Source organism: Agromyces sp. NPDC057865 (assembly GCF_042796995.1).
Lineage (GTDB): Bacteria > Actinomycetota > Actinomycetes > Actinomycetales > Microbacteriaceae > Agromyces.
Window position 1 is genome coordinate 945,522 of sequence record NZ_JBHVMJ010000003.1, and the last position, 18,439, is coordinate 963,960.

16 protein-coding genes are annotated in these 18,439 nt (G+C 74.1%); 8 read left to right on the top strand and 8 right to left on the bottom strand.

The window, feature by feature from the left end:
* Positions 1 to 82 precede the first annotated feature (82 nt).
* The 3 genes from ACFVN5_RS17310 (at position 83) to ACFVN5_RS17320 (ending at position 5,081) form a co-directional block, all read left to right on the top strand.
* Complete coding sequence (locus ACFVN5_RS17310) at positions 83 to 403, top strand: WhiB family transcriptional regulator (RefSeq protein ID WP_148731958.1); 321 nt, start codon at positions 83 to 85, stop codon at positions 401 to 403.
* Between the two features lie 174 nt (positions 404 to 577).
* Positions 578 to 3,646: a glycosyltransferase family 2 protein gene (locus ACFVN5_RS17315; RefSeq protein ID WP_376956648.1), complete on the top strand. Its 3,069-nt coding sequence runs from the start codon at positions 578 to 580 to the stop codon at positions 3,644 to 3,646.
* Positions 3,630 to 5,081 carry a DUF5719 family protein gene (locus ACFVN5_RS17320; RefSeq protein ID WP_376956650.1) on the top strand — a complete coding sequence of 484 codons (1,452 nt, stop codon included), beginning with the start codon at positions 3,630 to 3,632 and terminating at the stop codon, positions 5,079 to 5,081. Before ACFVN5_RS17315 ends, ACFVN5_RS17320 begins: the two co-directional genes overlap by 17 nt.
* Positions 5,082 to 5,150: 69 nt before the next feature.
* Here the strand turns inward: ACFVN5_RS17320 and ACFVN5_RS17325 are convergent, their stop codons facing one another.
* The gene (locus ACFVN5_RS17325) at positions 5,151 to 5,519 is read right to left on the bottom strand and encodes a hypothetical protein (RefSeq protein WP_376956652.1); all 369 of its coding nucleotides are present in this window, start codon (positions 5,517 to 5,519) and stop codon (positions 5,151 to 5,153) included.
* A gap of 117 nt (positions 5,520 to 5,636) precedes the next feature.
* On the opposite strand from ACFVN5_RS17325, the gene ACFVN5_RS17330 reads away from it, so the two are divergent.
* The 3 genes from ACFVN5_RS17330 (at position 5,637) to ahcY (ending at position 8,931) form a co-directional block, all read left to right on the top strand.
* Positions 5,637 to 5,852 (top strand): DUF3499 family protein, encoded by a 216-nt coding sequence (locus tag ACFVN5_RS17330; protein ID WP_376956653.1) that lies wholly within the window; start codon positions 5,637 to 5,639, stop codon positions 5,850 to 5,852.
* Positions 5,849 to 7,282, top strand: a complete 1,434-nt coding sequence (locus ACFVN5_RS17335; protein ID WP_376956655.1) for a phosphomannomutase/phosphoglucomutase — start codon at positions 5,849 to 5,851, stop codon at positions 7,280 to 7,282. The genes ACFVN5_RS17330 and ACFVN5_RS17335 overlap by 4 nt, the downstream gene beginning before the upstream one ends.
* Positions 7,283 to 7,452: 170 nt before the next feature.
* On the top strand, positions 7,453 to 8,931 hold the full coding sequence (gene ahcY / locus ACFVN5_RS17340) for an adenosylhomocysteinase (RefSeq protein WP_376956657.1): 1,479 nt from the start codon (positions 7,453 to 7,455) through the stop codon (positions 8,929 to 8,931).
* A gap of 38 nt (positions 8,932 to 8,969) precedes the next feature.
* On the opposite strand, the gene ACFVN5_RS17345 is transcribed toward ahcY, so the two are convergent.
* Positions 8,970 to 9,812, bottom strand: a complete 843-nt coding sequence (locus ACFVN5_RS17345) for an RDD family protein (RefSeq protein ID WP_376956659.1) — start codon at positions 9,810 to 9,812, stop codon at positions 8,970 to 8,972.
* Between the two features lie 17 nt (positions 9,813 to 9,829).
* On the opposite strand from ACFVN5_RS17345, the gene ACFVN5_RS17350 reads away from it, so the two are divergent.
* Positions 9,830 to 10,825, top strand: a complete 996-nt coding sequence (locus ACFVN5_RS17350) for a stage II sporulation protein M (RefSeq protein WP_376956661.1) — start codon at positions 9,830 to 9,832, stop codon at positions 10,823 to 10,825.
* 73 nt (positions 10,826 to 10,898) lie between these two features.
* Here the strand turns inward: ACFVN5_RS17350 and aqpZ are convergent, their stop codons facing one another.
* The 6 genes from aqpZ to ACFVN5_RS17380 all read right to left on the bottom strand — a co-directional run bounded on the left by aqpZ (position 10,899) and on the right by ACFVN5_RS17380 (position 17,545).
* Complete coding sequence (gene aqpZ / locus ACFVN5_RS17355; RefSeq protein WP_376956663.1) at positions 10,899 to 11,681, bottom strand: aquaporin Z; 783 nt, start codon at positions 11,679 to 11,681, stop codon at positions 10,899 to 10,901.
* Positions 11,682 to 11,895: 214 nt separating this feature from the next.
* Positions 11,896 to 13,233 (bottom strand): DUF58 domain-containing protein, encoded by a 1,338-nt coding sequence (locus ACFVN5_RS17360; protein WP_376956665.1) that lies wholly within the window; start codon positions 13,231 to 13,233, stop codon positions 11,896 to 11,898.
* Position 13,234: 1 nt separating this feature from the next.
* Positions 13,235 to 14,209 carry an AAA family ATPase gene (locus tag ACFVN5_RS17365; RefSeq protein ID WP_376956666.1) on the bottom strand — a complete coding sequence of 325 codons (975 nt, stop codon included), beginning with the start codon at positions 14,207 to 14,209 and terminating at the stop codon, positions 13,235 to 13,237.
* A complete protein-coding gene (locus ACFVN5_RS17370) occupies positions 14,206 to 15,504 on the bottom strand; it encodes a DUF4350 domain-containing protein (RefSeq protein ID WP_376956668.1) in 1,299 nt (432 codons plus the stop codon). Before ACFVN5_RS17370 ends, ACFVN5_RS17365 begins: the two co-directional genes overlap by 4 nt.
* Positions 15,501 to 16,157, bottom strand: a complete 657-nt coding sequence (locus ACFVN5_RS17375; protein WP_376956670.1) for a DUF4129 domain-containing protein — start codon at positions 16,155 to 16,157, stop codon at positions 15,501 to 15,503. The genes ACFVN5_RS17370 and ACFVN5_RS17375 overlap by 4 nt, the downstream gene beginning before the upstream one ends.
* Entirely contained in the window at positions 16,148 to 17,545 is a 1,398-nt protein-coding gene (locus tag ACFVN5_RS17380) for a hypothetical protein (protein WP_376956673.1), read from the bottom strand. The genes ACFVN5_RS17375 and ACFVN5_RS17380 overlap by 10 nt, the downstream gene beginning before the upstream one ends.
* 204 nt (positions 17,546 to 17,749) lie before the next feature.
* On the opposite strand from ACFVN5_RS17380, the gene mtrA reads away from it, so the two are divergent.
* On the top strand, positions 17,750 to 18,430 hold the full coding sequence (mtrA, locus tag ACFVN5_RS17385; RefSeq protein ID WP_376956675.1) for an MtrAB system response regulator MtrA: 681 nt from the start codon (positions 17,750 to 17,752) through the stop codon (positions 18,428 to 18,430).
* The last annotated feature ends 9 nt before the right edge of the window (positions 18,431 to 18,439 follow it).

An 18,439-nucleotide genomic window follows, 5' to 3' on the forward strand; every position in this document is an offset into this window, starting at 1 on the left:
CGACTTGACTCGCGCGAATTACACCGGTGTAATTGTCATGACACACCCTCTGGGTGGTCGGTACAACTGGGTGGGAGACGATATGGGCAATCCTGAATATCGTTCTGGAGTACCTGACGATTGGTTCATCGATCCGGTGAGGCTGGGCGTTCCGGGGGTTCGCTCAGGGGTCGGCGACGACAATCCGCTGGCATGGCAGAGCGACGCATTGTGCGCGCAGACCGATCCGGAGGCGTTCTTCCCTGAGAAGGGCGGCTCCACCCGCGACGCGAAGAAGATCTGCACCGGGTGCGAGGTCCGCGGCGAATGCCTCGAGTACGCACTCGCCAACGACGAGCGCTTCGGCATCTGGGGCGGACTCTCCGAGCGCGAGCGGCGCAAGCTCCGCAAGCGCGCGGTCTGACACTCCCCGTCCGGCGCGGCCGCGTGTCGCGCCGGGCGGGTGATCCGCGTCGAGGCGACGGTTTCGAGACGTAGCCCCGCGCTCGTCGGGCCCGACTGACGTTCACCTCCCGTTTCATGGCACGCCCGGTGTCCTGGCCGGATGCCGCGCCGGGGGCCGCTTAGGCTGGCCCCGATGTTCCCCAGAGTCACCGCCGTCCTCGTCGTGCGTCACGGCGGCGACCACCTGCAGCGGACCCTCGAGGCGATCCGCTCCCAGGATCGCGCCCCCGACGCGCTCGTCGTCGTCCTCGCCCAGGCCGATGCGCTCGCGCGCGAGCAGGTGGCCGGGGCGACGCCCGACCGCATCGTCGAGCTGCAGGAGCCGCTCTCGTTCGGCGAGGCGCTGCGCGCGGGGGAGCGCGTGCTCGAAGCGCCGGCATCCGACGCCGACGCGCTCTGGCTGCTCGCCGAGGACACCGAGCCGCAGTCCGGCGCGCTGACGAAGCTCATGGCGACGCTCGAGACGTCGAAGTCCGTCGCCGTCGCCGGGCCGAAGCTCATGGAGTGGGACGAGCCCGACCGCATCGCCGGCCTCGGGCGCACCATGACCCGCCTCGGCCGCAGCGTCCCGGTCGTCGCCGACGAGCTCGACCAGGGCCAGCACGACGGGCTGAGCGACGTGCTCGGGCTCGACCCCGCGGCCGTCCTCGTGCGGCACTCCGTCTGGCAGGCGCTCGAGGGCTTCGATCCCGCGCTGCCCACGGTCGACGACGGCCTCGACCTCGGGGTCCGCGCGCGACTGGCCGGACATCGCGTCGCCGTCGTTCCCGAGGCGAAGGTGCGGTTCGCCGCGGACGGCGTCGCGGGTCCGCCCGGTGACGGCCGCAGCCGGACCCGTCGCCGGAACGCCCGCGCGGCACGCGCCGCCGCACTGCACCGGCGCCTCGCGTATGCGCCGGCGCCCGCCGTGCCGCTGCACTGGATCAGCTTCCTCCCGCTCGCGCTGCTCCGCGCGATCCGGCTCCTCCTCATCAAGCGCCCGGGCGAGATCCCGGGCGAGTTCGGCGCAGCGCTCGGCACGATGTTCTCGGGCATGCGCGTGCCGCGCTCCCGACGGGTGCTCGCGGCCTCGAAGCAGGCCAAGTGGTCGGCCATCGCGCCGCTCCGCCTGCAGCCCGACGAGCAGCGCCGGCGCCGCGAGGCGGCCGCGGAGGCGCGCAAGGCGCGGGCACGCGGTCGCTCGAACGAGCTGCAGTTCCTCGGCACGGGCGGCGGCTGGGTGCTGCTGGCGACCGCCGCGGCATCCGTGGGGCTCTTCTCGTGGCTCATCACGGCGAGCGGCCTCGGCGGCGGCGGGCTGCTGCCGTTGTCGGGCTTCGCGGAGCTGTGGCGCAACGCGGCCTTCGGGTGGCGTGATGTCGGCACCGGCTTCGTCGGGGCGGCGGATCCCTTCAGCGGCGTCCTCGCAGTGCTCGGCTCGCTCACCTTCTGGGCGCCGTCGTACGCGGTGCTCCTGCTCTGGCTCGTGGCCATCCCCGCCGCGGCGATCGGCGCCTGGTTCGCGGCGTCCCGGCTCACCGAGCGCGGCTCGCTGCGCGCGGTCGCCGCGCTCGTGTACGCGTTCGCCCCGCCGTTCCTGGCGGCGCTCGCCGAGGCGCGACCGGGCGCGGTGATCGCGCACGTCCTGCTCGGCTGGCTCGCGTTCGCCGTGTTCGGCGCGGCCTCGTCGTGGGCCGCGGCGGCGACCGCGTCGCTGCTGTTCGCGGCCGTGATCGCCGCCGCCCCGAGCCTGGCCCCGGCGCTCGTCGTCGGCTGGATCGTCGCGCTCGCGGTGAGCGGACGCGCGGCCGTGCGCCTTGCGGCGCTACCGCTCCCCGCCCTCGTGCTCGCGCTGCCGCTCATCGTCGAGCAGGTCGGCCGCGGGACGCCGTTCGGGCTCCTCGCCGACCCGGGCGTGCCCGTGGGCGGCCCGGTGCCGACGCCGTGGCAGCTCGCCGTGGGCCTGCCGAGCGGCGGCTGGGGCGGGTGGGACGAGCTCGTCGGCTCGTTCGTCGAGCTCGACCCGAAGCTCGTGGCGAGCATCCTCGCGGTGCCGCTCGTGCTCGCCGCCCTCGCCGCGGTGCTCGCGCCCGGGTGGCGCCGCGCGACGCTCACGCTCGGCACGGTCCTCCTCGGCTACGCGACCGCGGTCGCCGCGACCCATGTCGCGGTGGCGGCCGTCGGGCCCGACGTCGTGGCCGTGTGGGCCGGCGCCGGACTCAGCCTGGCCTGGCTCGCCCTCGTGCTGGCCTCGGTCTCCGCCCTCGACGCGCTGCGCCGCGGGCCGGCGCTCCTCGGCACGGTGGTCGCGGTCGTGGCGATCGTCGCCGTGGTGCCGACCATCGTCGCCCTCGCCGCGGACGCCGTGCCGCTCGCACCCGCCGGCGAGCGGACGCTGCCCGCCTACGTCGTCGCCCAGGCGGAGACCGATCCGCGCGTCACGACGCTGCGCATGGAGCCCGAGGTCGACGGCGGACTGAGCGCGACGCTGGAGCACGGCACGGGCGAGACGCTCGACGACCAGTCCACGCTCGACCAGACCCGCACCCAGCTCACCGACGAGCAGGTGCAGCTCGCGACGGTGGCGGGCAACCTGGCGTCGCGCAGCGGGTTCGACCCCGAGGCCGCCGTGCGCGAGTTCGGCGTCGCGTTCGTGCTGCTCGCGCCCGCGTCGGACGACGGCCGCGAAGCGGTGCAGACCGAGGCGCGGGCCCGTACAGCGCTCGACGGGAATCCCGCCCTCATCGCAGTGGGGGAGACGGACTTCGGCGCACTCTGGCGGTTCGCGTCCGCCGAGCCCGACGCCCAGGCGGCGCAGATCCCGCCCGACGCGGGCGGCTGGCTCGCCGTGCTCATCACGATCGTGCAGGTGCTCGTCATCGGCGCGACGGTCCTGCTCTCGATCCCGACGGGTGCGGGCCGCGAGGTCGATCGGCGTCCGCACCGGCGGCGCGGGAAGGCGGCAGCCGCCGGAGGTGCGGTGGCCGTGGCGGGCGGGACGGTCGTGATCGCCGAGTCGGAGGCCGAGGCGGCCGAGGCTGAAGCCGCGGAGCCGGACGCCGAGGCGGACGCAGTCGAGGCGGAGGCCGTCGACGACACCGTCGAATCGGAGGCCGAGGCCGACGCGGTCGAAGCCGAGCCCGCGGCATCCGACGCTGACCGCGCCGCCGACGCACCCGACGACCCCGCAGCGAAGGGAGACGACGATGGCCGTACGTCGTAGGACCGTCATCCGCGTCCTCCTGCGGGCGCTCGCGCTCGTCGCCGCGGCCGCGCTGGCGGTCGCCACGGTCGCCGCCGCGGCGCTCGTGCCGTGGCCCGACCACCGGAACGAGGCGCCGTCCGAGCTCGTGCAGCCCGCCGAGAGCCGCCAGCTCCGCGTGTGCCCGGGGCCGCTGCTGTCGCTCGGCGAGGATGCCACGGCGGCGACGACGGCCTCGTCGGTCGGTCCCGCCGACGTCGTGACGGCGACCGAACCGGCCGACGCCGCGCTCGAGCAGGTGCCGCTCGAGGCGCCGGGCAACCCGAACGCGCCTCAGGACGGCACGCCCCTCGCGATCGCCGCGGAACCCGGCGGCGTGGACGCCGGCATGCTCGGGGGCGCCCAGTCGCAGTCCGTGTCGACCGAGACGCTCCGTGGGCTCGCCGCCGCGGCCTGCGGAGAGGCGGTCGCCGACGCGTGGCTCGTCGCCGGCGCGACGAACCTGGGCCGCAGCGGACTCGTGCTGTTGTCGAACCCCACCGCCGTCGCCGCGACGGTCGACGTGCGCGTCGTGGGCGAGGCGGGCGCGGTCGAGGCGCCGTCAGCGCTCGGCATCATCGTGCCCGCGGGCAGCCAGCGCGTGCTCTCGCTCGCGGGCCTCGCGCCGAACCTCGTCTCGCCGGTCGTGCACGTCACGAGCACCGGCGGCGCGATCGCCGCGACGCTGGAGCAGTCGACCATCGTCGGCCTCGCGCCCGCCGGCATGGAGCTCACCGGCACGACCGCCGCGCCCGCCACGACGCAGGTCATCCCGGGCCTCGTGGTGCCGCAGTCGGGCGGCGTCGAGGCGGTCGAGGACCACGCCGACGGCGACGACTTCCCGGTCGTCCGCCTCTTCGCCCCCGGGAACGCGCCCGTCGACGTCTCGATCGGGGTCGTGCCCGAGGGCGGCAGCGGCGGCAGCACCATCGAGGCGACGCTCGATCCCGGCCGCACGCTCGACGTGCCGCTCGGCGTGCTCGACGCCGGGTCGTATACGGTCCGCGTCGAGGCCGACGCCCCGGTCGTCGCCGCGGCTCGCGCCTCGGTCGGCGGCACCGAGGGGCTGACGGATGCCGCGGCCCCCTCCGACTTCGCCTGGACCGTCGCCACCGCACCCCTGCTCGACAGCGCGGTCGTCGCGGTGCCGCCCGGGCCGTCCGCGACGCTGCACCTGGTGAACCCCGCCGGCGCCGATGCTGAGGTCACCCTCACGCTCGACGGCCAGGAGCGCACGGTCGCCGTCCCGGCGGCGGGCGCGACGTCGGTGCCGCTCGCGGGCGCCACGTCGGCGGTGCTCTCGGGCACGCAGGGCCTGCACGCGACGGTCTCGTTCGACGGCCCCGACGAGCTCGCGTCGTTCGGCGTGCAGCCGCCTGGGCCGCTCGACTCGCCGATCCGCGTCTACCCGAACTGAGCGACGACGCGGCGTCCGAGCGGGTCGCCGGACGCGTCGGCGTTCGCGGCCGGCAGCGACGGGGTCGCGTCAGAAGTGCCGGTAGCGCCCCGGCGCCAGCTCCCAGGGGTCCTTGTCGAGCAGCTCGGCCACGGCGCGGAACACGCAGCTCTCGACGAGCAGCTTCTCGTCGCGGTCCTCGCCCTCCTGGAGGCGCAGGAACCGCACGATCGGCAGTCGGTAGAAGGTAATGCGACGTTCGTCGTGCACGACCTTCCACCGGTCGATGTGGTCGCCGTGGATCGCCTCGGCCGGGCCCTGCGCCACCTCGAAGACGACGCCCTCGAGCTCGGGCCAGAGCCCGCGCAGGTACGCGGCCGTGGTGGCGACGGTGAAGTCGAACTCGTCGAGGCGCGTGCGCAGCGGCTCGAGGTGCGGCCCCGTCACTGCGGAGCGCATGCCGCGACCGTGCCGGTCCCTGGCCAGCCGCCGAGGTGAGCGAGGCGTGGCGACACGACGGGATCGAGGCATACCCTCCATCGTAATGTCCGCTCCGGTCGCTACTCTGGTGGAGCCATGAGGAGATGCTCGCGCACCGCATGCGCCGCCGAGGCGGTCGCGACGCTGACGTTCGACTACGCCGACTCCATGGCCGTCCTGGGGCCGCTCTCCCTCACCTCCGAGCCGCACGGCTACGACCTCTGCCGCCGTCATGCCGAGCGCACCTCCGCGCCCGTCGGCTGGCAGATCGTCCGGCACGCGTGGATGGGTGAGGTAGGTTTCAAGGCATGACTCCCGCTGAAGGCCCAGAGGTTCGCGCGCGCCTCCACGCGATCGTGAAGGCGTACGACGTCCGCGGGATCGTGGGCGAGGGGCTCACGGCCGAGACCGTCGAGGCGCTCGGCGCGGGCTTCGCCGACGAGGTCGGCGCGGCCGGCGGGCGCATCGTCGTCGGCCATGACATGCGCGACTCGTCGCCCGGGTTCGCGGCCGCGTTCGCGCGCGGTGCCAACCTCCGCGGCGCCGACGTCGTCGCCATCGGCCTCTGCTCGACCGACGAGTCGTACTTCGCGTCGGGCTCGCTGAACGCGCCCGCCGCCATGTTCACGGCGAGCCACAACCCGGCCACCTACAACGGCATCAAGTTCTCGCGCGCCGGCGCCCAGGGCATCTCGCTCGACACCGGCCTCGGCGCGATCCGCGACCGCGCGGCCGACTACCTCGAGCAGGGCATCCCCGACGCGCCGGTCGCCGGCACGGTCGCCACGGCCGACGTGCTGGCGGACTACGCGGCGCACCTGCGCTCGCTCGTCGAGCTCGGCGGCATCCGACCCCTGAAGATCGTGGTCGACGCCGGCAACGGCATGGGCGGGCTCACGGTGCCCGCGGTGCTCGGCGAGGCCGCCGGCCTGCCCGAGCTGCCGCTCGAGATCGTGCCGCTCTACTTCGAGCTCGACGGCACGTTCCCGAACCACGAGGCCAACCCCCTCGAGCCCGCGAACCTCGTCGACCTGCAGCGCGCGGTGGTCGAGCACGGCGCCGACCTCGGCCTCGCCTTCGACGGCGACGCCGACCGCTGCTTCGTCGTCGACGAGCTCGGCGGCGCGGTCAGCCCGTCGGCGGTCGCCGCGATCGTGGCCGTCCGTGAGATCGAGCGGGTCCGCGCGACCGGCGAGGAGGAGGTGGCGGTCATCCACAACCTCATCACCTCGCGGTTCGTGCCCGAGACCATCGAGAACGAGGGCGCCGTCGCCGTTCGCACGCGCGTGGGCCACTCGCTCATCAAGGACCGCATGCGGGAGACGGGCGCGGTGTTCGGCGGCGAGCACTCGGCGCACTACTACTTCCGCGACTTCTGGGGCGCCGACAACGGCATGCTCGCCGCGATGCACGTGCTCGCGGAGTTCGGCGCGCAGGACGCCCCGCTCTCCGAGCTCGCCGCGCGCTTCACGCCGTATTCGCTCTCGGGCGAGATCAACAGCGTGGTCGACGACGTGCCGGCCGCCTACACGCGCATCGTCGAGGCCTACACCGGGCGTGCCGACTTCGACGAGCTCGACGGCCTCACCGTCACGGGCATCACCGCCGAGAGCGAGCCGTTCTGGTGGTTCAACGTGCGGCCGTCGAACACCGAGCCGCTGCTGCGCCTCAACGTCGAGGGCGCGGATGCCCCGACGATGGCCGCGGTGCGCGACGAGGTCCTGGCGCTCATTCGCGCCTGACCGGCGGGCGACCTCCGTCGCCGTCCCGACCCACGTCCGCCTTCTCCGTTTTCAGGAGATCCTCGGCGGAATCGCGCCGGACGGGGCGATTCGTCCTGAGAACGGGTGGTTCGGAGCAGGCGCCTCCTGAGAACGGTGACACCACGGAAGAGCCTGTCACAATGGTGGGCATGGATGCGCCCGTCACCACCGCCCTGCCCTTCAAGGTCGCCGACCTCTCGCTCGCCGAGGCCGGCCGCCACCAGCTCCGCCTCGCCGAGAACGAGATGCCGGGGCTCATGGCGCTCCGCGCCGAGTTCGGGGCGTCGAAGCCCCTCGCCGGCGCCCGGATCGCGGGCAGCCTGCACATGACCGTGCAGACGGCCGTCCTCATCGAGACGCTCGTCGCGCTCGGCGCGCAGGTGCGCTGGGCGAGCTGCAACATCTTCTCCACGCAGGACGAGGCGGCCGCCGCGGTCGTCGTCGGCCCCGACGGCACGGTCGACGACCCCACGGGCGTCCCGGTCTTCGCCTGGAAGGGCGAGACGCTCGAGGAGTACTGGTGGTGCACCGACCGCATCTTCGACTGGACCGGAGAGGCGGCGGAGGCCGGCGCCGACTGGATCGGCCCGAACATGATCCTCGACGACGGCGGCGACGCCACCCTGCTCGTGCACCACGGTCGCGAGTTCGAGGCGGCCGGCGCCGTGCCTGAGGCGACGGATGCCACGAGCCACGAGTTCCGCGTCGTGCTCGACACGCTCCGCCGCTCGCTCGAGCTGTCGCCCGACCGGTGGACGCGCATCGCCGCCGAGATCCGGGGCGTCACCGAGGAGACCACGACCGGCGTGCACCGCCTCTACGAGCTGCACGCGCGCGGCGAGCTGCTCTTCCCGGCGATCAACGTGAACGACTCGGTCACGAAGTCGAAGTTCGACAACAAGTACGGCATCCGGCACTCGCTGCCCGACGGCCTGAACCGCGCCACCGACGTGCTCATGGGCGGCAAGGTCGCGTTCGTCGCCGGCTACGGCGACGTCGGCAAAGGCGCGGCCGAGGCGCTGCGCGGCCAGGGCGCGCGCGTGATCGTGAGCGAGATCGACCCGATCAACGCGCTGCAGGCCGCGATGGACGGCTACCAGGTCTCGCGCCTCGAGTCGGTCATCGGCGAGATCGACATCCTCGTCACCGGCACGGGCAACAAGGACGTCGTGCGCGTCGAGCACCTGCTCGGCCTCAAGCACCTCGCGATCGTCGCGAACGTCGGGCACTTCGACAACGAGATCGACATGGCCGGCCTCGAGTCGCTCGCCGGCGCGGAGCGCATCGAGATCAAGCCCCAGGTGCACGAGTGGCGCCTGCCCAACGGGCGCAGCCTGCTCGTGCTCAGCGAGGGACGCCTCATGAACCTCGGCAACGCGACGGGGCATCCGTCGTTCGTCATGTCGAACTCGTTCACGAACCAGGTGCTCGCCCAGCTCGAGCTGTGGACGCGGCCCGACGCCTACCCCGTCGGCGTCTACGTGCTGCCGAAGCACCTCGACGAGAAGGTCGCGCGCCTGCACCTCGACGCGCTCGGCGTCGAGCTCACCGAGCTCACGCCCGAGCAGGCCGCGTACATCGGCGTGCCGGTCGAGGGCCCGTACAAGGTCGACCACTACCGGTACTGACCAGGTGACGGATGCCGCGAGCCCGCGGCACCCGCTCGTCACCGATCGGGGAAGCCGACGGGCGTCGCCGTGAGCACGGGCGCGAGCGACGCCATGCGGGCGTCCTCGAGGCGGAGCGCCGTGAGGTCGCGGTCGCGCCGGAGCGCGACGACCGCGGCGAGGAACCGCTCGGGATCGGCGGCCGGCAGCGGCGACACGAAGGGCGCCGCCTCGGCGGCGAGCGATCGGGCCAGCCGTGCCCGGCTCTCGGGCACGAGGTGGTGCACGTTCTCGAAGAACGAGGCCACCCGGCGGGCGAGCGGGTCGGGCAGGCGCGCCACGTCGGCGGTCGCGGCCCATGCGACGAGCTCAGGCGGGACGCCGAACGCGGTCGACGGCACCTTGGGGACCCGCTCGACCTGGGCGTGCGTGCCGGCGAGGATGTCGCCGAGGCGCTTCGACGAGGGGTTCAGGAAGCCGACGAGCACCGCGAGCCCGCCGAACGTGAGGTAGATCTCGATGACGCCGGTGAGTGCGCGGATGAACGCGTGGCGGAAGCCGGTGCCGCCGCCGTCGTCGCGCACGACGCGCAGGCCCATCACGAGCTTGCCGACCGACCGGCCGTGCGAGGCGGTCTCGATGGCCGTCGGGAGCACGACGATGGCGAACACGAGCGTCGCGATCATGATCGCCCGGAACGCCGCCTCGTCGAGCGAGAGGCCGGCGAGGGCCAGCAGCATCGCGACGATGACGACCACCGTGAGCAGTACGTCGAGGGCGGCGCCGCCCGCCCGGATCAAGGCGCTCGCGGGCCGCAGGTCAAGCGCGACGGCCTCGCCCGTGACGAGGGACTCGTCGTCGAAACGGGCCGCCCGGCTGCGGGATTCGGGCGGATCGGCCATGGGTAGTATTCAAGCAGATGGACCTCGACGCGCTCGCCTCCGCCCGCCATGACGACTGGGAGCGGCTCGACGCGCTCTCGCGGTCGGGCCGGCTCGACGGCCCTGGCGTCGACGAGCTCATCGAGCGCTACCAGCACGCGGCATCCGACCTCTCGCTCGTGCAGACCACGGCCGGGTCGACGGCGCTCGGCGACCGGTTGTCGGTGAGCCTCGCGAAGGCGCGGCTGCGGTTCACGGGAACTCCCGAGAACCCGCTGCGCCAGTTCACCCGGTTCGCCCTCGTGAGCCTGCCGGCGGCGCTGTACCGCCTGCGCTGGATCACGCTGGCGGTGGCGGTGGTCACGTTCGTCGTGGCCGCGCTGTACGCGTGGTGGGTGTCGGGCGACCCCCGCGTGCTCGCGAACCTCGGCACCGAGGAGGAACTGCAGCAGCTTGCGGACGAGGGCTTCGCCGCGTACTACTCCGAGAACCCGGCCGCGTCGTTCGCGGGCTCGGTCTGGACGAACAACGCGTGGATCGCCGCGCAGTGCATCGCGTTCGGGATCCTCGGCGTGTGGGTGCCCTACGTCATCCTGCAGAACGCGCAGAACCTCGGCCTCACGGCGGCGATCATGTTCGCCTACGACGAGGCCGACACCTTCTTCCTCTACATCACCCCGCACGGCCTGCTCGAGCTCACCTGCGTGTTCGTCGCGGCGGCGGCGGGCCTCCGTATCTTCTGGGCCTGGGTCGCGCCGGGACCGCGCACCCGCGGCGTCGCGCTCGCCGAGGATGCGCGGTCGCTGTTCACCGTGGCGATCGGCCTCGTGTTCTTCCTCTTCGTCTCGGGCCTCATCGAGGGCTTCGTGACGCCAGCGCCGTGGCCGTGGCCCGTGAAGATCGGCATCGGCGTGCTCGCGTTCGGCGGCTTCCTCGCGTACATGCTCGTGCTCGGCGGCCGGGCGTGGCGCGCCGGCGAGACGGGCGACCTCGTCGAGTTCGACGCGGGCGCGAGCCGCATCGTGGCGGGCTGAGCCGCAAGACGACGGCGGCGGATGCCCCGTGGGGGACATCCGCCGCGTCGTTGCTCGCGTCGGCGATCGCCGACTACGCCGTGAGCTTCGCCGGCCGCTCGAAGACGGCCCTGAAGATCGCGCCCGCGATGATCGCGCCGAGGATGGGCGCCGCGATCGAGACCCACAGCTGCACGAGCGCCTCGGTGCCGCCGTAGATCGCGGTCGCGATCGAGCGGGCGGGGTTGAACGAGGCGTTCGACACGGGGATCGCCACGAGGGCGAGGACGGTGAGCGTGAGGCCGATCGCCAGCGGGGCGAAGCCGGCCGTGGCCCGCGCGTGGGTCACGCCGAGGATGACGAAGAGGAACACGCCGGTCGCGATCGTCTCGATGAGGAACACCGAGACGAGGCCGAAGCCGCCGGGCGACAGCTCGTCGTAGCCCGTCGACGCCCCGCGGAAGACGAGGACGTCGAACAGCGGGCCGGTCGACAGCACCCCGAGCAGCAGCGTGGTGGCGAGGACGCCGCCGACGACCTGCGCGGCGAGGTAGCCGAGCACGTCCTTCCACGCGAACCGGCGGGCCACCGCGAGCCCGAGCGTCACGGCCGGGTTGAAGTGTCCGCCCGAGACGGGGCCGAACGCGTACGCGGCCACGACGACGCTCAGCCCGAGGGCGAGCGCGACGCCGAGGAAGCCGACGTTGAGGTTGCCCTCCCCGGCCGCGAAACCGGCCGCGAAGATCGCGGTGCCGATCACGCCGAACACGAGGATGAAGGTGCCGAGGAGCTCGGCGGTGAGGCGCTGGACGAGGGAGGGAGCGGCGAGCTCCTCGGCGAACGACGGCGCGGCGGTCGCGGGTGCCGTGTCGGACATGGCGGTTCCTTTCGTAGGGCTTCCAGGACGGGGTCGATCGGCGCGCCGGACGCGCGCATGGAGAAGGGGCGCCCACACCCCCGTCGGCGCCCCACAGCGACCATATCGACGGGCGGCGCGGGGGCGAGGGGCGGCTCGCGCGGATGTCGCGAATCGACGCCGTGCGTCGCCGCGTGTCGCCGGGCGTCGACGCCCTGTCGCCCGTGTCGTGAAGCTACAGCCGGCCGGCCGCCTTGAGCTCGAGGTAGAGGTCGGCGAGGGCCGGCGGGAGGTCCTGCGGCGGAGCCGACACGGTGAGCGCGCCGAGGCGCCGGATCGCCGCCGCCACGCGGTCGGCGTCGAGCAGGCTCCGCTCGGCGGCCGCGGCGCGGTAGGCGTCGTCGAGCGAGCTCCGTTCCCGCGAGGCCGCGACGACGTCGGGGTCGGCGACCGACGCCACGACGACGAGGTGCCGGGCCGTGAGCTGCGGCAGCACCGTGAGCAGGCTCCGCGCGCTGCCGGGGGAGTCCGCGGCGGTGAGGAGCACCACGAGCGCGCGTCGGCTCGTGGTGCGTCGGATGTGTCCCGGCACCGCGGCCCAGTCGGCCTCGATGAGCTCCGCCTCGATGCCGGCCATGGTGTCGACGAGCCGGGCGAGCAGCTCGGCGCCGCTCGCACCGTGCACGCGGCCGCGCACGCGCCGGTCCCACGCGAGGAAGTCGATCCGGTCGCCGGCGTGCGACGCGAGCGCCGAGAGCAGCAGCGTCGACTCCCACGCGGTGTCGAGCCGTGGCTCGTCGGCGATGCGGGCCGCGGCGGTGCGCGACGTGTCGGCCACGATCACGATGCGCCGGTCGCGCTCGGGACGCCACGTGCGCACCATGAGGCGTGCGCTGCCGGGCACCTCGAGGTTCGCGTGGCGGGCGGTCGCACGCCAGTCGATCGAGCGGATGTCGTCGCCGCGAACGTACTCGCGGATCGAGTCGAACTCGGTGCCCTGGCCGCGGATGAGCAGCGGCGTGCGACCGTCGAGCTCGCGCAGCCGCGTGAGCCGCGACGGGAGGTGCGCGCGCGAGCGGAAGGGCGGCAGCACCCGGATCCGGCCGGGGGCGGCGAGCGTCGCCTGCTGCGACCAGAGGCCGAGCGGTCCGGCCGAGCGGATCGTCACGTGCTCGACCCGACGGTCCCCGCGGCGCCACGGCGTGAGCTGGAGCGTCATCCGCCGCCGCTCACCCGGCGGGATGCGCAGGCGCGTGCGGTTGGGGCCGGCGACCCCGGCCGAGGGCTCCCAGCCGTCGCGGACGGTGGCCCGCAGCATCCGCGGGCCCGTGTGCTGCAGGGCGAGCTCGGCCGTCACGGTCTCGCCGAGCCGCACCCGGTCGGGCAGGCCGCGCTCGAGGATCACGCGTCGCGGCGACGCCGCGAGCGACAGGTCCACGATGCCCGCGACGAGCGCGAGCCCGAGCCACGCAACCAGCGCGAGCCACGCCGCGCCGGCGTCGCCGAGGCCCGCCGCGACGACGGGGACCACCCCGAGCGCGACGAGGAGCGCGAACCGACCGGAGACCGCCATGTCAGAGGGGCACCTGCACCTGCTGGACGATCGAGCGCAGCACGGCGTCGACGGCCACGCCCTCGAGCTCGGCCTCGGGCCGAAGCTGCACTCGGTGCCGCCACACCGGCAGGAGCATCGCCTGCACGTGGTCGGGCGTGAGCGAGTCGTAGCCCGTGAGCCATGCCCACGCCTTCGAGGCCGCGAGGAGGCCCGTCGTCGCACGCGGGCTCACCCCGAGCCGCATCGACGGGCTCCGGCGCGTGGCGCGGGCGAGGTCGACGACGTACGCGAGCACGTCGTCGGAGACGCGGACGGATGCCGCGGCGGCACGCGCCGCAGCGAGCTCCTCGGCGCCGAGCACGGGCGTGACGCCCGCGGCCGCGAGGTCGTGCGGATCGAAGCCGTCGGCGTGCCGGCGGAGGAGCGACACCTCGGCGTCGCGCTCGGGCACGTCGAGCACGAGCTTCAGGAGGAAGCGGTCGAGCTGCGCCTCGGGCAGCGCGTACGTGCCCTCGTACTCGATGGGGTTCTGCGTGGCCGCGACCATGAACGGGACGGGCAGCGGCCGGGTCACGCCGTCGGCCGAGACCTGGCGCTCCTCCATGGCCTCGAGCAGCGCGGACTGCGTCTTCGGCGGCGTGCGGTTGATCTCGTCGGCGAGCAGGATGTTCGTGAACACCGGCCCCTCGCGGAACGCGAACTCGCCCGTGCGCGGGTCGTAGGCGAGCGAGCCCGTCACGTCGCCGGGCATGAGGTCGGGCGTGAACTGCAGGCGACGGGTGTCGAGTCGCAGAGTGCGGCTGAGCGTGCGCACGAGCAGCGTCTTCGCCACGCCCGGCACGCCCTCGAGCAGCACGTGGCCGCGCGTGAGCAGGGCGATGATGAGGCCCGTCACGGCGCCGTCCTGGCCCACGACGGCCTTGCCGACCTCGGTGCGCACGCGGTTCAGCGCGGCGCGCAGCTCCTGGTCGGTGGTCGTGGTCGCGTCGGTCATGGTCGCCTTCCTGTCGGGTGCGGTCGGTCGTCGGAGTCGGAGTCGGAGCCGGCCGGGCCGGCGGACGCGGGTCGCACGGAGTCCGCGACCTCGTGCTCGAGTCGGTCGAGCTCCACCGCGAGGTCGACGAGCTCGCGATCGCCGGCGGGCTCGGTGCCGATGAGCAGTCGGGCGACGGATGCCGCGTCGCGTCCGGTCGCGACCGCCGCGGCCTCCGCGACCGCGTGCGCCGGTGCCGATCGCGGCAGCTTCAGGACCGACGCGATGCGCCCGACCGCGCCGATGCGCAGCTGGTCGAGCGCGTGCCCGCGCGCGCAGCCGCGCGCATAGAGCCGCGCCCGTCCCTCGCTCGTCTCGCCGGCCGGGACCTGCACGGGCAGGCGTTCGACGACGAGCGGTCCGAAGCGTCGTCCCCGCCAGATGCCGGCGACGACGGTCACGACGATGACGAGCACGAGCACCGGGCTCACCCATCCGGGCGTGAGCTCGGCGATCGTCGGCGCGGACCCGGCGTCGGCGTCGGCCGGGCCGGGGAGGTACCAGGCGAGCTCCGCGGATGCCCCGAGCAGCCCGATCGCGAGCGCGGCGTTGCCCGCCTCGTCGACGTGCTCGTTCTCGAACACGGTGGTCGCGGCGACGATCGTGACCTCGGCGCCCGACGGACCCGGTCCGGCGGCCACGGCGAATGCCTCGCCGTCGCGGAAGCACCCCTGCCAGCCCTCCGCCGCCGCCTCGTCGTCGACGGTGACGAGCCGCTGCCCGTCGGACAGCTCGCCGGCTCGCTGGGCGGGCCGCACGTCGCAGGCCACGTCGTCGAGCGCGCCGCTCGCGACCCCGCCGAGCCGCACGCCCGGGGCGAGCGTGCGCAGGGCCGCGAACCCGGGCTCGACGACGACGAGCCGGTCGGATGCCGCGGCGAGCTCGCCGAGGCCGTCGGCGTCGAGGATGCCCAGCTCGTCGGAGAGCAGCACCGTGGCGCCGCCGTGCGCGAGGTCGACGGCGGCGTCGAGCGAGGAGGCCTCGGTCACCTCGACGCCCTGCTGGCGCAGCACCTCGACGAGGGCCTTCGACCCGGCGGGCGCGGCGTTGGCCGGACCGAGCAGTGGGCCAGGCGCGCGGACGCCGCCCTGCACCACGAGGAGCACGAGGGCGCCCACGACGAGCACGATCCCGATCACGATCCACGGGCGCCGTCGCCGCAGCTGCTCGCGGACCGTCGGCGTGAGGGCCTCGGCGGTCGGCGAGCCGTCGGCGGATGCGGGGGCGGGGGACGCGGCTGGTGCGGTCACGGTCATGCCGGCGCCCCCGCCGTCCCGGCGTGCTCGGGCACGGCCGCCTCCACGGCGAGGTCGAGGCGCACGATCGCCTCGTAGCGCTCGCGCGAACCCGCACGACCCAGGTACCGCACCGCGTCGAAGTCGGCGGCGGCCGCCCGCAGCGCCTCGGCGTGCGCGGGCAGCGGGCGGCCCGCGGCATCCGCGAAGCCGTGCGCCGTCGTGCCCGGATGCACCTGCACGAGGTCGCGGTCGACGACGCCCCGCACGATCGCCCGGAAGCGCTCCTCGATCGCGAGCGCCCAGTCCTCCGACCCGGCGGCCGCCTCGGCGGCGCGGCGGAGCGTGCGGAGGTCGCGCAGGTCGTGGTCGTCGAAGAGCGGCGCAACCGCGCGCCGGCGCCGACGCAGGCGGGGGAGGCCGTACACGAGGAGCGCGACGACGAGCAGCACGGCCACCACGATCACGGCGAGCAGGGCGAGCAGCGGGCCGGGAACGCCCGTCGCGCCCTCGAAGAGGCTCGCGATCCAGTCGCGGATCGCCTGCATCGCGAGGTCGAACGGCGTCGGTTGCGCACTCGCGTACTCGGGCTTCGAGAGCTCCTCGACGACCCAGCGTCGCGCCTCGGGCGCGTCGGGATCGAGCGGGATCTCGAAGTGCGGGATCAGGACCACGTCGCCGGCTGCTCGCTTCCGGCCGCCGGCGCCTCCGGGGCGGGTGCACGGTACGGGTCGTCGCTCGGCTGTCCGGCCTCGCGACGCTCGACGAATCGCTGGAGCTCGAGGTCGAGACCCTCCTTGCGCATGCGGAGGTCGATGTAGATGACGGCGACGAGCGCGGCCTGCACGACCGCCGTGATCGCGCCGATGAGCAGCGACAGCACCGTGGTGACCACCGTCGTGATGATCGTGATGGTGAGGTACGCGCCGGTGCCGGTGGGGTCGATCACGACCCCGAGCAGGGTGCCGACGATCGAGACCGGCTGCACGACGACCTGGGCGGCGAAGTTGAGGATGGCCCCGACGAGCAGGAGCACGCCGAACGTGCGCCAGAAGTACCCGTCGGTGAGCCGCCACGAGCGTGCCACGGCCTGGCGGATGCCCGCGTGCTCGAGCACGATGACGCTCGGCACGAGCGAGAGCTTGACGCCGATCCAGGCTCCCAGCACGGCGAGGCCGAGGCCGAGCAGCACCGCGATGACGATGCCGACGACGAGCCCGGTCGTCGAGACGGATGCCGCGAGCACGACGATGAGCACCAGGAACGCGACGCCGACGATGAGCGCGAGCCCGACGAGCAGCGTCCAGCCGATGAGGGGACCGATCCGCTTCGCGGCCCGCTTCCACAGGGCCGCGAAGCCGAGGCGGTCGCCGACCGTGCCGGTCGCGACGTCGACGACCATGACGCCCTGGAGGAAGGCGCTCGCGACGAGCGAGATGCCGACGGGCACGAGGAAGAGCAGCAGCAGCGCGCCGACCGTGCCGGACGTGATGGCGTCGAGATCGTCCGCCGTCGCGCCCTCGATGCGGGAGAACGTGTAGAGGAAGAACGGGACGAACACGGCGGCCGTCGCGACGACCGACACGAGCTGCACGACGAGGCCGCTGCCGAACGTGGCGGCCGGGTTGCGTCGCAGGGTGCGGAACGGCGCCCAGAGCAGCGTGCCGAACCCGAGCGGGCGGAGCGGGAGCAGGCCCGGCTTGGGCGGCGGCGTCCACCCGCCGGGCGCGGTGGGAGGGTACGTGCCGGGTGCGGCATACGACGGCTCCGCGTAGGCGGGGTTCCCGTAGGCGGGCTGCCCGTAGGCGGGCTGGCCGTAGGCCGGCTGGCCCGGGGCCGGCGGCGGGGGATACGCCGGCTGTCCGTAGGTCGGCTGCCCGTACACCCGCTGGCCGGAGGGTGGCGGGTACGCGGGCGGAACGGGCGGCGGCGGCGGTGCCGCGGCGGGGCCGGACGGAGGCGCGGGCGGCCCGGATGCGTCGTCGGGCGCGGGCTCAGCGGCATCCGATTCGTTCGAGCGCGGCGCCGGTGCGCCGGGTGCCTGCCAATCGTGATCGGACACCTGCATGCGCTCCTTCCGGCGGGGTGTCCCCATGCTCGCATATTTCCGGTCGGCGAGGGCCGTCGAGCGGCGCCGCGACCCGCTGCGAGGCGGGTTCGGCGCGCAGGCGGCGTCCAGCGCGCTTCCGGGCGACTCACGGCCTGGAGCGGATACAGTGGAGCCACCAGTGGCCTGCCCTCGCGGGCCCAGACGGAGACCGGACGGATGACCCCACGCGTACTCGTCGTCGACGACGACACGGCCCTCGCGGAGATGATCGGCATCGTGCTGCGCACGGAGGGCTTCGAACCCGTGTTCTGCGCCGACGGTTCCGGTGCGCTCGCGGCGTTCCGCGAGTCGAAGCCCGACCTCGTGCTGCTCGACCTCATGCTGCCCGGCATCGACGGCATCGAGGTGTGCGGTCGCATCCGCGCGGAGTCCGGCACGCCGATCATCATGCTCACGGCCAAGACCGACACGGCCGACGTGGTCAAGGGCCTCGAGTCCGGCGCCGACGACTACATGGTGAAGCCGTTCAACCCCAAGGAGCTCGTCGCCCGCATCCGCACGCGCCTGCGGCCGGCGCCCGAGCCGGTCGTCGAGACGCTCGCCGTCGGCGACCTCACGATCGACGCGGCCGGCCACGAGGTGCGCCGCGGCGACGAGCGCATCAACCTCACCCCCCTCGAGTTCGACCTCCTCCTCACCCTCGCGTCGAAGCCGCAGCAGGTCTTCACGCGCGAGATGCTGCTCGAGCAGGTCTGGGGGTACCACTACAAGGCCGACACCCGGCTCGTGAACGTGCACGTGCAGCGGCTCCGCGCGAAGGTCGAGCACGACCCCGACAATCCGCGCATCGTCATGACCGTGCGCGGCGTCGGCTACCGGGCCGGCGCGACGACGTAGGCCGGTCGG